The following is a 14,183-nucleotide window of genomic DNA, read 5'->3' on the forward strand; positions in this document are numbered from 1 at the left end:
GATTAATCTCTTCTCTAAAACATCCGACTGCTAAATAACTATCCTATCATAGGATATATTCCACGATATTGCTATCCATTTTTTCTAGGCCAACGGAATCCGCAAGGTAAATGTCGTACCCTTACCAAGCTCACTTTGTACGGTAATTCTCCCGCCATGATCCTCTACAATTTTCTGACACAGGGACAGTCCGAGACCCGTGCCCTCTTCTTTGGTTGTATAGAACGGATCGAAAATCTTTGCCAGATTTTCATCAGCAATCCCTTTACCTGTGTCCTCGACCCTTACCACTGCAAGCGCTTCTACTGCCTCTAGCGAGATACGAACCGTGCCGGTATGCTCCATCGCCTGAAATGAATTCCGGATCAAATTAATCAGCACCTGAATGATCTTGTCGCGGTCCATGACGATATGGATCGGATCATCGCTTAAATCGAGCGTAAAAAGATGTCCATGGGAAGCAGCTTCGGATTCACATAGGGAATAGACACGGGTCATACAATCCGTAAGCGACTCAACTTTCATGTTGCTGGCATGCGGCTTGGAAAAATGCAGAAACTCCGCTGTCAATTCCCCTACCCTCGTGATTTCGCCCATAATCACCTCATACCAGGGCTGTATGTTATAGCTTTGATTTTTCGAAAGTTGTATGAAGCCTTTAATCGAAGTGAGGGGATTCCGGATTTCATGAGCCATCCCGGCAGCCAGCTCTCCCACCATCTTCATCTTTTCCGTTCGAAGGATCTCCTCCTGGCTTCTCATCCAGGAATTGCGCCGCATCTGAAATATCCGGTCCTCCGCGGTGCTGAGCATCTCCTGATAGGTTAACGCTTCATGGGGATAACACGTAATGCTGTATGTCACCTGAACACCGATATGCTCAAAGTTAAACATGCTGCTCTCGATGTTTACATGCTCCGGGAGCAGTATAGCAAAGCGATCTCCTGCGTACCGGGAAGCTGCAAGCATATCGTTCAGGAACAGCTTGCGCAGTGCGCGCGAGAAACTGATAAGAATCTCATTGGCGGTCGATATATCTTTGGCATTCAATGATTTGAAGTTGTTGATATCCAGCAGCACCAATTGAAAAGGCTTGTTCAATTTAATTAAATGCTGAACTTTATGCAAATATCCATCATAATTGAGCAAACCCGTTAAAGGATCGTGATACGTCAGATAATCATTTTGCTTATATAACTTCTTCTTCTCCGAATCGAGAAAGTTCACGAAATGAAAAGAGATCACGATGACAAAAGACGCCAAGGTATCAAACACAGAGACCAATATATGATACTTCGTTAATGGCAAATAGGTCAGACGAATGACGGAATATTGAAGAATCATGAGAAAGCACAGCGACATCGAGTCTCTAAAATTCTCTTTCTTATGAATGAGATTAATAATAAATATGTAATACAAGAGAATGCACCAATTCAATTGGCTAACATAGTGAAAGGCCCCGAGGAAGAGAAATTGAACATTGCGGAGCCATTCATACTTTCGATCGAACACGACGGATAAGTACAATAGTGTTGCCAATAACAGCATCAAAGGGATGGATGATTGGTAATCCAGATAAACCGACGACACGATAATAAAGACCGATATCAAAGGAACAAATAGGAGCTTAAGGACAATAAATGGCAAAGCGAATCACTCCTAGATCGCTATATACTGGCGCAAAATGTAGAAATAACGGAGGCAAGTATCACCAAATATGGTACACCATAAGCAGATGTCTGAACAGCAGGAAAACACGACTTTCAGAAAAGCATGTGTAATTTTTTTCCTGAAAATGGTGTTATCCCTGCTTCCAAACCGTTATTCCTTTTAGAATTCCTCGTACCGTATCGTTATGAATTGATCCGTGGTCGGATTGAACACAACGATCGCATAAACGCCGAATTCACGGGTTCCCTTCTTCAACCAAAGCTTGAATTTCTCCTCCGCCAATTCGCTGGATTTCGTGGTTCTCCCCATATAGAGATAATCAATTACGTCCATATGATAATGGTCCTTCGTTTGATTTACTGCGAGATTCCCCCACTTCGCATAAGCCGGGTCTTTGCTATCAACGACATGAGTTAGAGACTGCGCGATTTCTGTCAACTCCTGTTGACTGATTGCCGACGAGGCTTGATTGGCTGCCGTCAACAGATACTGCCAGTCGCCTTTTTCGAATGCCAATAGCTGGATTGAGTTGATGGGTCCCTTGTAGAACTTGGCCACGTTATGATCCGCAAGCTCCGTTTCATCAAACGACAGATAATTCAGTTGTTGTCGGTTCTTTCTTGGATACAGCTCGATTGTATACTCATTCTCAGGCTTGTGTTGATGTTGATAATGAATCTCCAAATGCTCGTCCAATCCTCCCTGTGTGTCATAGCAGCGACCATACTGATGCGTGAAAGATACGGATGGCAGCTGTGGAGGCAAAAGGATCTTCTTTCCGAAATGTACCTCACAAGTCCTCACGGCCTCTTCGACGAGCTGGGCGCCGGATTCAAGAATGGCCTGCTGGTAGTCATTAATCGAGGATTCTTCCATGCTCTGATGATCACCGGGACTTATCCCGAGCCATAATATCCCTGTCAAAAAAATGCTGTTCAGCATGTAACCCCTCCTGCTTGTCCTCAATATCAACCCTGTCTGAGCCTAAGGTTCCCGCTGAAGATGTTCCTATGCGTGATATGGCATTCGTTAGATATATTTTAAGAGGACTAGAACATCTTCTGTTAATTATATGTTAATTTATCTAACATAAATATTGACTAACTTTCTATGAAGTGCTACATTTATCCAAAATAAACACCATTACGCAGCGTGTCAGTCTGCATTCACAATTATGCGTTATGTATTCTGACGCAAATTATTACAAAGGGAGTGACTTGGATGCATCTTACTTACCAAGAGAGAGACAAATTATTGCTTTTTCTAGCGTCTGAATTAGCGCAGAAACGTTTGGCCCGCGGGTTGAAATTAAACTATCCTGAAGCGGCCGCACTTATTTCAGGTTACGTTGTTGAAGGTGCTCGTGACGGCAAGTCTGTAGCGGAGCTAATGGAAGAGGCGCGCCATGTCCTGTCTGCGGATCAAGTCATGGATGGAGTTGCCCATTTGCTTACAGAAGTCCAGGTGGAAGCTACTTTCGTGGATGGCACCAAGTTGGTCAGTGTTCATGATCCGATCCAAGGCACTCTCGCTTCAGCGGGTATGATTGCCGGGGAATACGATCTTCGTGATGAGCCCATCGAGCTGGTTCCTGATCGGCCCCGCATTAAGCGTGAAGTAACGAATACCGGTGATCGCCCGATCCAGGTAGGCTCACACTTCCATTTTTACGAATGCAACCCGGCCCTGCAATTCGATCGGAACGGCACGCAAGGATACAAGCTCGATATTGCCTCTGGTTTATCCACAAGGTTTGAACCCGGGGAAACTTCAGAGGTTGTCCTTGTGCAGATTGGAGGCAGTCAAGAAATTCATGGCTTTGCTGGTTTGATAAACGGAAAAACGAATGGGATGGTGAGCTTATGACAAAGATTGATCGCGCTACCTACGCCAGTATGTATGGGCCTACGACAGGAGATCGCGTAAGACTCGCCGATACCTCCCTCTGGCTTGAGATTGAAAATGACTTTACCGTTTACGGGGATGAATGTGTTTTTGGAGGCGGTAAAGTCATTCGTGACGGCATGGGTCAGCATCCACTGGCGACCCGTGCGGAAGGCGTACTGGATCTGGTCATTACGAATGCCATCATCATCGACACCTGGGGCATCGTCAAAGCCGATATCGGGATTAAGGACGGATTCATTAGCGGCATTGGTAAAGCGGGGAACCCCCTGATGATGGATGGCGTTACCGACGGCATGATTATCGGAGTTGGTACCGAAGTCATCTCAGGCGAAAATTTGATTGTAACGGCTGGCGGCGTGGATTCGCATGTACACTTCATCAGTCCGCAGCAAGTGGAAATTGCACTTCAAAGTGGTGTGACCACATTTGTTGGCGGAGGCACCGGACCCGCCACGGGTACGCTGGCTACGAACTGTACTTCAGGGGTATGGAATTTGCAGCGCATGCTGCAGGCAACCGATGCATTGCCGATTAATATGGTATTTCTGGGGCGCGGGAACAGCAGCCGCCCTGAAGCGCTGGCGGAACAGGTGCATGCAGGCGCTGCCGGACTTAAGATTCATGAAGACTGGGGCAGCACGCCTTATGTCATCGATAAATGCCTGAATGTCGCTGAAGAGCTGGATGTACAGGTTAATATTCATACCGATACACTGAACGAAGCCGGTTTTGTTGAAGACAGCCTGCGCGCCTTTAACGGCCGGGCAATTCATACCTATCATACCGAAGGCGCCGGAGGCGGCCATGCACCTGACCTGCTTCGGGTGGCTTCCATGCCGAACGTTCTCCCCTCCTCTACCAGCCCAACGATGCCATATACCGTCAATACGCTGGATGAACATCTGGATATGCTGATGATATGTCATCATTTGGATCCGCGCATCCCGGAGGATGTTGCCTTTGCCGCTTCCCGAATCCGGGCAGAGACGATTGGTGCGGAAGACATCCTGCATGACATTGGAGCCATCAGCATGACCAGCTCCGACTCTCAAGCCATGGGCCGTGTGGGTGAAGTCGCCATCCGCACATGGCAAACGGCGGACAAAATGAAACAACAGCGCGGTCCGTTAGGTCCGGATACAAATGCTGACAATTTCCGGATTAAGCGCTACATTGCCAAATACACCATTAACCCTGCCATCACCCATGGCATCTCGAATTATGTCGGCTCCATTGAAGTGGGGAAAATGGCCGACCTCGTGCTCTGGAAGCCCGCCTTTTTCGGCGCCAAACCGGAGATGGTGCTGAAAAGCGGCATGATTGTCCATGCGGTCATGGGAGATCCGAACGCTTCGATCGCCACACCGCAGCCCTATATGTATCGGCCGATGTTTGGCAGTTACGGTGGAGCGCAGGCTGCACTTAGCGCGACCTTTGTCTCGCAATCCTCCCTAGAAATGGGGACGCTGGATCCATTAGGATTGCGAAAGCAGCTCCTGCCTGTTCAGAACTGCCGGACCGTGAGAAAAGCGGATCTTATCCACAATGGTGAGACGCCGGAAATTATGGTAGACCCTGTGACTTACGCAGTTACCGTGAATGGCGAGAAGCTGACAAGCGCACCATCTGCCAATCTGCCCCTGTCACAGCGTTATTTCCTCGTTTAATCCCAAGATATATAAGACTTCGGGATAGTAATACTAAAAAACCATGAACTGCTTACCACGCAGTTCATGGTTTTTTGTTCATGAGAAGTTTCTTAGCAGCGCATGCGAGCATGCGGTTTGAAGGTCCCTCCAGCAGCGGTTCACTTCCGCATCCTCCATAGCTGCGGACAGTCCCAGCAGTGGAAACAACTGCTGACCACAGGATAAAGCCGTATTTGCCGCTGCTATGCTCTTCGCCGTTACCTCGGCCTCTGTCTCAGCTGACAATCCGCCGACGCGAAGCAGTTCCTCCCATGATTTCTCTACCGTCACATAAAAGACGGACATGGCTTGCTCCAGCGCTGCCTTACATTCCTCCAGCTTGCCGATGACGTAAGATGAGCTTCCCCGCTGGACCGCAAGTACCTCTGCCGCCTCCAGAAAATGCTCTGCGATCCCGGCCGCAACACCTGCAAAAGAAACTTGTGCAAAAGGAAGGAAGGGATAGCGATAGATGGTTTCTCGCTCATATCCCTTGGTCTCCGTGAGCAAGAATGTCATGTCATCCGGTACGAATGCATCCACCGCCGATATCGTATGGCTTCCAGTTGCTCGCAGACCGAAGGCGTTCCAATCTGCCAGAATGTCAATCTGCTCCGGATTCAGGATGAAGGAACGAATCTCGGATTCGCCAGGTGCTGAAGAGGATACGGCATCATTACGGTTGGGCGCTGGCTCAATGACAGCATTGGCTGTATAGGTGGTCGCATAAGTAGAACCGCTGCAATATCTCCAGCTGCCGTTCACAACATACCCGCCTTCTACCCTTGTTGCAGTCCCGGACGGCATCCCACTGCCGGCAATCACAGCTTCCCGGTATGCGAATACGCCGCGGCTGACTTCCGGATTCATCATGGCTGCAAAGAACCCACCGCCTGCCCCAATCGTAACCAGCCACCCCAAATTCCCATCGATTCTGGCGCTCTCCTGAAAAATACGTGTTGCCTCGGGAAGCGGAGTCATTCGACCTTCAAGCTCATCAGGCACAAACAAGTGAAACAGACGATGATCATATAGGATATCTAATACTTCCTGAGTTATTTGTCTTTCCTTGTCCATACTTAGCGCATGCTCTCTAATGGTTCGTAGCTGCTGATTCGTAAATAACATATCGCCACCACTTTCCGTCATTCTCTGTCTATTCTATTGACTCCGCACCCAGGTTGTACGGACTGGCCTACTCTTTATGAGTATCCTGATCCCAGTGGTTTAACATCTTAACCAGCGATTCTATTACGGATATCCGTTGTTCTCTATGTTGTTGGTAGGTAATCAACAGTTCACCTAATAGAGCTTGGATACCACCTTCATCCACTTCCGGCTGAGCAGAAGGAGTTAAGCCGAGAGCGGCAGCATCCAACTGGCTCAATTGCTCCATCACGTCTTTCTCCGAAAGATTGATCTCCATCATCTCACGGAGCAGCGACCTCACCTTCACGACCTTGGCCAATCGCTGTTCATGGCTCCATTGCTCCTCAGGAATCGAAGGATCCACAAGAGACACGCTGTAGTTACGCATTGTACTCAGATCACCGGTATGAACTAAAGCTCCTTCCCGAATCAGGTGGCGAACCCTGTACTCAACGAATAAGTCCGGAACGGTCAGTTCGCCATTGCCGATCACATCGCCAATGATACGGGCTGATTTCTTGAAGAACCCGTGTCTGGCTTCAACCCGATATGCGGCTTCTAATATATCACCATCATAATAAGACTCCGATACCGTGTGCAGCTCCTTGCCTTTCAGCACCCGAAGTGTCCCGTCTTCGTTCAACAGCCGACTCCACTCCTCGCGGTAACCAGCCTGCTCTTCTGGCGATAGCCTCACAAGCTCGGATACGTTCAGTACGGTTTGGAGTTTCTTCGGAGTCATCTCATATGTTCCCTTATACCAGGTATTTGGATCTTGTTCATGAAGAATGCTTGTTGCATTGATCACCATGGCATCGGGATGGTCTGGCATCAAGGACAACAGCCTGCGCAGACCTAATTGTTCAGAAGCGGAATCTCCAGCCCATATAAGACAAGGCACCTCCATCAACTGCTGCGGCCATATGTGCCAACTAAACGCCGCTTGCAGCATGCTCTGCTTCCTGTCGTCTGCATATGCAGTGCTGTATCGCTCCTGAATCCATTCATTTCTGCCGGAGAACGAATGGGAGAAATCACGGTCGTTCGGAAGCGGTCCGACCATGAGGTTATCTCCCAGTGTAACTACAATCTCCCCGGGGTTCGATTGCAGCATTAATTTTAACGAGCCGGCGGTAGAGTCATCAAACGAAATATGAACTCTGGTTACATTGCCGCGGTGAATGGGAGATTCAGACAGGTATGCGTTATTCCCGATCGCCCATTCCTTGTCGAACGCTTGCAGGAAAAGTTCGAGACTCTGATGCTTGTTATCTGCAAGAAGTCTCGCTGATTCCGTGTTCATTCGATCCTTCAGCTTCAGTAGTTTCTCGTAGAAATGGTTGATGGCCGTGCTTTCACCCGACCGGTATTCCTCTTGCGTCATCTTCTCTCGAAGAGGAATGAAAGGATCATACATCTTCTGCCCCTTCCAGCCGGAATAAGCAAAAGTACGGGCAATGCCGATGACGCCAAGCGCATCCAGACGATCGGCGTCCTGCACGATTCGGCCTTCCAGGGTCCGCATTGTATTTCCCGTTCCGCCTGAAAATGACATCGTGTTTATGATTTCAAGCACTAATTCCCGGTCAGTGGTCTCAACACCGGCTTGCATCAGCCAATTCTGAACCCGCTCGTAACCCGCTTCCTTGGATTCATTTAACTTCTCGTCCGCCACGTCATGAAGCAGCGCCGACAGCTCACATATGTATACATTGGCACCTTCAAGATTCGCCAGGATACGGGCGATGCGGGTGACGCGCTGGATATGCCACCAATCGTGACCGCTCGAATCCCGTTCAAGAATTGAACGTGCAAACTCCTGGGCGTGCAATATGATCTGACGCTCATTTGACTTCATTAGATTCGTACCCCCCCCTCCATCTATAAATCCGGACACTAAGCTCTATTATTCCCCATTTACCAGATGGTCGCAACCCAAGAGAATGTGAGATGCGATTTGTATCCGCCCCTCATGTAGGGGCATACGATAACAAGGAACCTGCATCATATCCATTGCACCTATGTACATATGCAGCCTTAAGGACAAGACGAGGGAAAGGAACGTGAGCGGATGTTGGTATTTATTCTACCGAGAACGCATTCTCAATTAAGCGAGAGCACCCTATCCTCGGTTCAACGCGTTTTTCCGGACGCTCGTCCGATTGTGATTCCAAGTGAAGAACGCGTTGCATGGGTCATGAATGAAGCCTTGTCCGTGGAGATGTTTCCCTGGTTTATGACGCTCTACGCTGGTGATGATGTACAGCCTCATGCAAAGATCGAGCTGGACCGATGGCTGCGAACCACCTCTGACCAACTAGCAGGTTTTATTCTGAATCCCGTCCATACATTAGGTCAGCCACAAGTTTCGTCTTCCAGGGCCGCTTCACCTCCCCACATTCCCAGAGGACCCCTGATATGGCGCACGCAGGCTGTAATGAACGGCCATCAAAAGGGTTTTGCAACAAAGGATCAGCTTCCGTTTCAGAAATATGTGTTAATTGATAAACAGCTCCAATTATCCGGCCAATATGAATGGTCTGAAATTGATTGCCAAGCCATATTGTGTCATCATCGCAGGGCCCCTGCCTGGATGAAGGAAGCAGAAGAATGGTTGGCGGTGTCGCCGCTTCTTCTTGCAGCTGCCCATACCCATTCACAGCGGGCGGAGGCGGTTAGCCCCCCGCTTGTCACAATTGCTCTGTGTACTTATAATGACAGCGAGTATCTGACTTGGGCTGTCCGATCCGTGTTGGTACAGAGCTGTAAGGATTGGGAGCTTGTAATCCTCGATGATGGTTCAACGTCTGAAGAGACAGAAGCCTGCCTGCAGCATCTGCCCGAAGATTCCCGCATTACAATAGTAAGACAGCAAAAGAATCGGGGTAAAGCGCATGCATTAAACCGAATATTGCATCTATCCCATGCCCGCTGGCTGCTAGAGCTGGATGCCGATGATTGGCTGGCACCAAATGCGCTTGAAGTCCTTCTGCGAGAAGCCCATAGGGTGCAGCATGCTGACGTTATTTACGGCAATCATGTAGAATGGCTTGAGCGTGCAAACAAACAGCTGGTGTATCAAAGAGTACACACGGCCCCCTCTTCCCTGTCTTGCGATAGTCTGCGAAACGATGCATATGCTATAGCTCCGCGCATGTTTAATGTTTCTTCGCTTAAACAGGTAAAAGGCTGGAACGAAGACATGCTTTTTGAAGGAAGACTCTATGAAGATATCGATCTGCTGTCCAGACTATCCCTTCATCACAAGCTGTACCATGTACCAGAGTCGATATACCACCGCAGACTCCGAAGCTCCAGCACCACTCATCGCCATCCTCTGCACTATTCAGCATGGAGAAACTCTACAAAAGATGTGTTCAATGAATTGGAATAAGCCGATCACTCAAAGAGGCAAAATGCGAACAAATGAAATGCTCTCATTAAGTACTGTGACCACTTGTGATGTAGGGATATAATTTGAGCTTACAACCTCCACTGTAATGAATCCATCCGTTGCGGATCGTAACTGTCCCTGCAAAAATTGATTGGTTTGGATGATCTCTACCGTCCTGCCTATGAAAGTCGCCAGAATTTCCGAAAAATCCATTGTGTTCCCCTCCTCGGACTGTGATCAAGAAATAGATAAGAAGCTGCGCATCGGTATGATGGCAATACTGCCATTCGGCTCTGCGATCTGAACGAAATCCTCACCGATCGCAATCAGCGTTCCGAATACGGAGCCCGCCGTCGTTTCAACCGTCAGCCGAGTATTCAATTTTCCAGTTAACAAAGCGATGACACTGCTGCTTGGACCTCCTTGCCGTTCGTTCACCTGCTCCTGTAATGCTTGAACCCGGGCAGTTAACCGGCTAAGCTGCAACCGGATCTGTGCCAAATTCCGTATGAGCTTACGATGAAGCATCCGGAGTTTACACCATATCGAATGTGAAGGTCGCCCCTGTTTCTTCTTTCTTCGCCCCGTGATCTCCTTACACTCCCCTTGCTGCCCCCGGCTCCAATATCTCCTCACTAGTGCATCCCCCCTGTATATACTCATGGTACCGTATGTTACGGTCAGGACAATGGCAACCTGGAATGCCAAAGATAAGAAAATGGCCTACTCCGAGGGACATTAGGGTTCAATCAAGCCATAAGGAGACCCCGAACATTTTGGGTATTTCCGTTCCAAATGGTGATCTACCCATACAGATGATTTAGATGATACATATTTTGTTAAATAGACCTTTGCACCAGAGAGGAGGCTAATCTTGAATAAAATCAAGCAACACCGCCGCCGCAAGTCTTCTTCCAATCGATCGGCCTCACGTCAGTGGAAAGCCCGCCACAGCAGTCTGAAGTTCAACCGAAAGAAGCGGTCGGCTTCCAGGGTGTCCCCCGTTGTCTCGCTGCCAATGACGTATTCGCGGTCTTTGTTGCATACTGAACCTGAGCCTGAAAAGTCTGGGGAAGCCGACTTGCAGACGGCCGAGAAGACCGAACCTATATCCGCGCCTCTATACGATATCATGCGTTTTCCCGTAATTGACTGGCAGTTTCGATGGCAGCGTCCCCAGCAGTTATCGGAGCAGTTTGCGCAGCAAGGACATCGGGTTTTTTATGTAACGACGGAGATGGTTGGTTTAGGTAAAGAGGAAGCATCAAGGGAAGAAATCGGCCGCCAGGTAACGGTTAAAAATATTGATCGGAATGTTTGGCTTGTCACCTTATGTGCCAATCAACCGTTAAATTTGTACCAGGACGAAATGGATCTGTGGGATATCCAGTACCTGAAATGGTCAGTTGAGTATGTCCGGGATAAATTCGGACTGTTTCAATTGGTCTCCATCGTGGATCTTCCGTTCTGGACTCCACTCGTGACGGCAATGGATCAGCATCATATCGTTTACGATTGCATGGATCACCATGCCGGTTTTTCAACCAACGACCAGACCATGCTCCATCAAGAAGAACAGCTACTGCGTGAAGCCGAGCTTGTTGTAACCACCTCACAGCATCTGTACGATTGGGCCGCTCCCTATAATCCGTCCACAGTACTTATTCGCAATGCAGCAGATACTGTTCATTTCTCCAAACCGCCTAATGATAATGAACCTCTGTTCGAACTTGAAGGGATCGATCAGCCGATCATTGGTTATTATGGCGCCATCTCCGACTGGTTTGATATTCAGCTGATCGAATCGCTGGCTCGACATCGGCCGGATTGGACGTTTGTCCTCATCGGACACACCTTTGGCTGCGATACCTCAGGCATTGAGGGTCTAAGCAACGTATTGCTGCTCGGGGAGAAGCCGTATCATGAACTCCCGGCTTATCTGCATCGATTTCAGGTCGCGTTAATACCGTTCATAAAAAATGAACTGACGCAAGCTACCAATCCCGTCAAGCTGTACGAATATTTGGCGGCCGGCAAGGCGGTTGTCTCTACGGAGCTACCTGAAGTGAAGACCGTTGCGGGCGACATGATCTCGATTGCCAATACGGCTGCCGAGTATGAGGAGGCAATTGAAGCTGCACTGATTGAAACCGAAGCTGGCGTTATGAAGCAGCGGCAGCAATTTGCGGAGCATAACAATTGGGAGCATCGTTATGAAGCACTGAATACCCATATTGTGCAGAAGCTGTATCCCAAGGTCAGTGTCATCCTGGTGGTTCATAATAACTGCTCCTACACGCAGCAATGCCTCCACCGGCTGATGCAGCCGGGTCATTACCCTAACCTGGAGGTTATTATTGTAGATAATGCCTCAAGGGACCAAACCTCCTCCTATCTTAGAAGCCTGAGCAATCCGCTCATCAAGGTTATAACCTCGCCTACGAATCTTGGCTTCGCCGCCGGAAATACGCTGGGGTGTGAAGCATCTACGGGAGAATTCATCATATTGCTCAATAACGATACCATCGTTCCGGATGGGAGCTGGATCTCCCGTCTGCTCAGACCTTTTCAAGAGGATGCCTCGCTTGCCATGACAGGACCGATGTCCAATCATGTGGGAAATGATCAAGCGCTCGATCATTTCATAGGGGATGCTGTACAAGGCGCCAGTCCGCGTTGGCTTAGCGAGTTCTACGAGCGGTACCGGAGAAGAACCCGTTATACGGATCTCCTAGGATTCTTCTGCGTGGCTATTAAACGGAGTGTCTGGGAACGTGTAGGAACTCTGGATCCCGCATTTGGTCTGGGGATGTTTGAGGATGATGATTATTGCGAGCGCGTAAGAAATGCCGGGTACCGCCTGGCGATTGTCGAGGACGCTTTTGTATACCATCACGGCAGCGCTACGATCAAGAAGCTGAAGAATAGCGTGTACAACTCGCTATGGAACAAGAACAAAGCATATTACGAGCAGAAATGGAACAAGTCGTGGAGATTGCCAAAAGGACCGCATAGCATTTTTCATATGGTGGATCAACCTTCGGAAATAGCGTCCAGGATCCGGCAAACCGGTAAGCACGTTGTGCTGGTGCTCGGACTCACTCTATGGGAGACCAACTCAAGGCGATGGCAGCAGATCGTGAAGGGATTAACCGAAGATGAAGATCTGTTGGTGATTGTGTATACCCACTTATACCATGGCAATCTTATTGTGGGCACTCGGAAGATCGGGCCACAGCTTTATTTTACGAACCGGATTGATCTGTTCTCTGAGGTGTTATTCGATCAGGTCATCTACTGCGGATCCCCAGTTGTTCATGCGCAGATTCACTCCGAACAGTACTGGGCCGATCCCCTAAGCTATCATGAGCAACAGCTTACATCCTTGCAGACTCGATTACCGAATCTCCGGATACTGGAGCGGATCGCAGTATCTCAAGTCGTAAACGATCTGCGCTGCTCTGTGGATCATGTAACAAAATAAAGATACTCTAAAAAAAAGGCGCCTCCGCTCTGACTGAGTTCCGCTCAGCTCTAGGAGGGGCCTTCTTTCTTCTATTCTTCTATTGTTGTATTCTTTTATCCGAAACACGCTGTTCAGATCCTCAAATCCCCTGCCGACTCAAATGGTTGATGATCACTTCCGGATGCTGGCCTTGATAAGGCTTGGTGACGATTTCATATTCCTCGGGTCTGTAATTCCAATCCGGCTGTCCGTCATTCAGCTGCACATTTACGTCGCCTCTTCGATTGTCATTAAATTTGATTTTGTTGCCCAGTGCATAGTGATAGTGATACACGTTCACATCACAGCGCCCGCGGGGAATGCTCCATATACTCCGCCCTTCCGCAGCTTCCAGCGTACAATGATGCTTCTCGTCGCGATAACGTATGCCCTGATGAGCCCGCCACATTCTGGTGATGTCGTTGGACCAGCGTTCATCCCCGGGACTGTTGACCCGAATCGTCCAAGGATCTCCCCAGAAGTTGACGAAGGGAAACTGATAGACGTCCACATCTGTACGATTCATGAGCTCTGGCAAAACCTCGACAAAACGGTCATCCATGAGCTCGTCGATGTCCAGATTCATGATCCAGTCTCCCTGAGCCTGTTCAATCAGAACATTGCGGACCACGGACTCGTTCCAATCCTCGGTATAGGGCAAGCCCTTTTGTTGAACATGCAGCAACCGGATCGGATACCGATTCTGCAGACTGTCTATTTGTTCTAACGTTCCGTCCGTACTGCCACCATCGGCGATGATGATCTCATCGGCGTATCGGCTTACACTTTCTATATATAAGGGGATAAAAGTGATTTCATTTAATACCGGAACAATGACTGACAGTCTCATCGCTAGGGTACCTCCTTA

General features: G+C 48.8%; 11 protein-coding genes. 4 read left to right on the top strand and 7 right to left on the bottom strand.

The features are described 5' to 3' along the window. Positions 1 to 84 precede the first annotated feature (84 nt). Together WDY75_RS16550 and WDY75_RS16555 are read right to left on the bottom strand one after the other, a co-directional pair. A complete protein-coding gene (locus WDY75_RS16550; protein WP_063479523.1) occupies positions 85 to 1,647 on the bottom strand; it encodes an ATP-binding protein in 1,563 nt (520 codons plus the stop codon). Positions 1,648 to 1,830: 183 nt separating this feature from the next. Then, positions 1,831 to 2,613, bottom strand: a complete 783-nt coding sequence (locus tag WDY75_RS16555; RefSeq protein ID WP_063479522.1) for a DUF3889 domain-containing protein — start codon at positions 2,611 to 2,613, stop codon at positions 1,831 to 1,833. Positions 2,614 to 2,892: 279 nt separating this feature from the next. Here WDY75_RS16555 and ureA point away from each other — a divergent pair, with 279 nt between their 5' ends. After that, positions 2,893 to 3,537 carry an urease subunit gamma gene (gene ureA, locus WDY75_RS16560; RefSeq protein WP_063479521.1) on the top strand — a complete coding sequence of 215 codons (645 nt, stop codon included), beginning with the start codon at positions 2,893 to 2,895 and terminating at the stop codon, positions 3,535 to 3,537. After that, positions 3,534 to 5,246, top strand: a complete 1,713-nt coding sequence (gene ureC / locus WDY75_RS16565) for an urease subunit alpha (protein ID WP_063479520.1) — start codon at positions 3,534 to 3,536, stop codon at positions 5,244 to 5,246. The genes ureA and ureC overlap by 4 nt, the downstream gene beginning before the upstream one ends. A gap of 78 nt (positions 5,247 to 5,324) precedes the next feature. On the opposite strand, the gene WDY75_RS16570 is transcribed toward ureC, so the two are convergent. Further along, on the bottom strand, positions 5,325 to 6,395 hold the full coding sequence (locus WDY75_RS16570) for an acyl-CoA dehydrogenase (protein WP_063479519.1): 1,071 nt from the start codon (positions 6,393 to 6,395) through the stop codon (positions 5,325 to 5,327). A 67-nt stretch (positions 6,396 to 6,462) separates the two neighbouring features. Next, positions 6,463 to 8,274, bottom strand: a complete 1,812-nt coding sequence (locus tag WDY75_RS16575) for a DUF3658 domain-containing protein (RefSeq protein ID WP_063479518.1) — start codon at positions 8,272 to 8,274, stop codon at positions 6,463 to 6,465. A 213-nt stretch (positions 8,275 to 8,487) separates the two neighbouring features. On the opposite strand from WDY75_RS16575, the gene WDY75_RS16580 reads away from it, so the two are divergent. Further along, on the top strand, positions 8,488 to 9,810 hold the full coding sequence (locus WDY75_RS16580) for a glycosyltransferase family 2 protein (protein ID WP_082834352.1): 1,323 nt from the start codon (positions 8,488 to 8,490) through the stop codon (positions 9,808 to 9,810). A 9-nt stretch (positions 9,811 to 9,819) separates the two neighbouring features. On the opposite strand, the gene WDY75_RS16585 is transcribed toward WDY75_RS16580, so the two are convergent. Together WDY75_RS16585 and WDY75_RS16590 are read right to left on the bottom strand one after the other, a co-directional pair. Next, positions 9,820 to 10,023: a hypothetical protein gene (locus WDY75_RS16585; protein ID WP_006210728.1), complete on the bottom strand. Its 204-nt coding sequence runs from the start codon at positions 10,021 to 10,023 to the stop codon at positions 9,820 to 9,822. 24 nt (positions 10,024 to 10,047) lie between these two features. Next, the gene (locus tag WDY75_RS16590; RefSeq protein WP_228029976.1) at positions 10,048 to 10,446 is read right to left on the bottom strand and encodes a hypothetical protein; all 399 of its coding nucleotides are present in this window, start codon (positions 10,444 to 10,446) and stop codon (positions 10,048 to 10,050) included. Positions 10,447 to 10,684: 238 nt separating this feature from the next. Here WDY75_RS16590 and WDY75_RS16595 point away from each other — a divergent pair, with 238 nt between their 5' ends. Further along, a complete protein-coding gene (locus WDY75_RS16595; protein WP_063479516.1) occupies positions 10,685 to 13,294 on the top strand; it encodes a glycosyltransferase in 2,610 nt (869 codons plus the stop codon). A gap of 121 nt (positions 13,295 to 13,415) precedes the next feature. On the opposite strand, the gene WDY75_RS16600 is transcribed toward WDY75_RS16595, so the two are convergent. Then, a complete protein-coding gene (locus WDY75_RS16600; RefSeq protein ID WP_036639260.1) occupies positions 13,416 to 14,165 on the bottom strand; it encodes a glycosyltransferase family 2 protein in 750 nt (249 codons plus the stop codon). Positions 14,166 to 14,183 lie beyond the last annotated feature (18 nt).

Origin of the sequence: Paenibacillus glucanolyticus (assembly GCF_037333485.1) — a bacterium.
Classification (GTDB): Bacteria; Bacillota; Bacilli; order Paenibacillales; family Paenibacillaceae; genus Paenibacillus_AQ; species Paenibacillus_AQ glucanolyticus.

What these genes read in the sequence shown, in the direction of transcription:
- WDY75_RS16555 (WP_063479522.1), bottom strand. Translation starts at nt 2,613, where the DNA reads ATGCTGAACAGCATTTTTTTGACAGGGATATTATGGCTCGGGATAAGT.
- ureA (WP_063479521.1), top strand. Translation starts at nt 2,893, where the DNA reads ATGCATCTTACTTACCAAGAGAGAGACAAATTATTGCTTTTTCTAGCG.
- ureC (WP_063479520.1), top strand. Translation starts at nt 3,534, where the DNA reads ATGACAAAGATTGATCGCGCTACCTACGCCAGTATGTATGGGCCTACG.
- WDY75_RS16570 (WP_063479519.1), bottom strand. Translation starts at nt 6,395, where the DNA reads ATGTTATTTACGAATCAGCAGCTACGAACCATTAGAGAGCATGCGCTA.
- WDY75_RS16575 (WP_063479518.1), bottom strand. Translation starts at nt 8,274, where the DNA reads ATGAAGTCAAATGAGCGTCAGATCATATTGCACGCCCAGGAGTTTGCA.
- WDY75_RS16580 (WP_082834352.1), top strand. Translation starts at nt 8,488, where the DNA reads ATGTTGGTATTTATTCTACCGAGAACGCATTCTCAATTAAGCGAGAGC.
- WDY75_RS16585 (WP_006210728.1), bottom strand. Translation starts at nt 10,023, where the DNA reads ATGGATTTTTCGGAAATTCTGGCGACTTTCATAGGCAGGACGGTAGAG.
- WDY75_RS16600 (WP_036639260.1), bottom strand. Translation starts at nt 14,165, where the DNA reads ATGAGACTGTCAGTCATTGTTCCGGTATTAAATGAAATCACTTTTATC.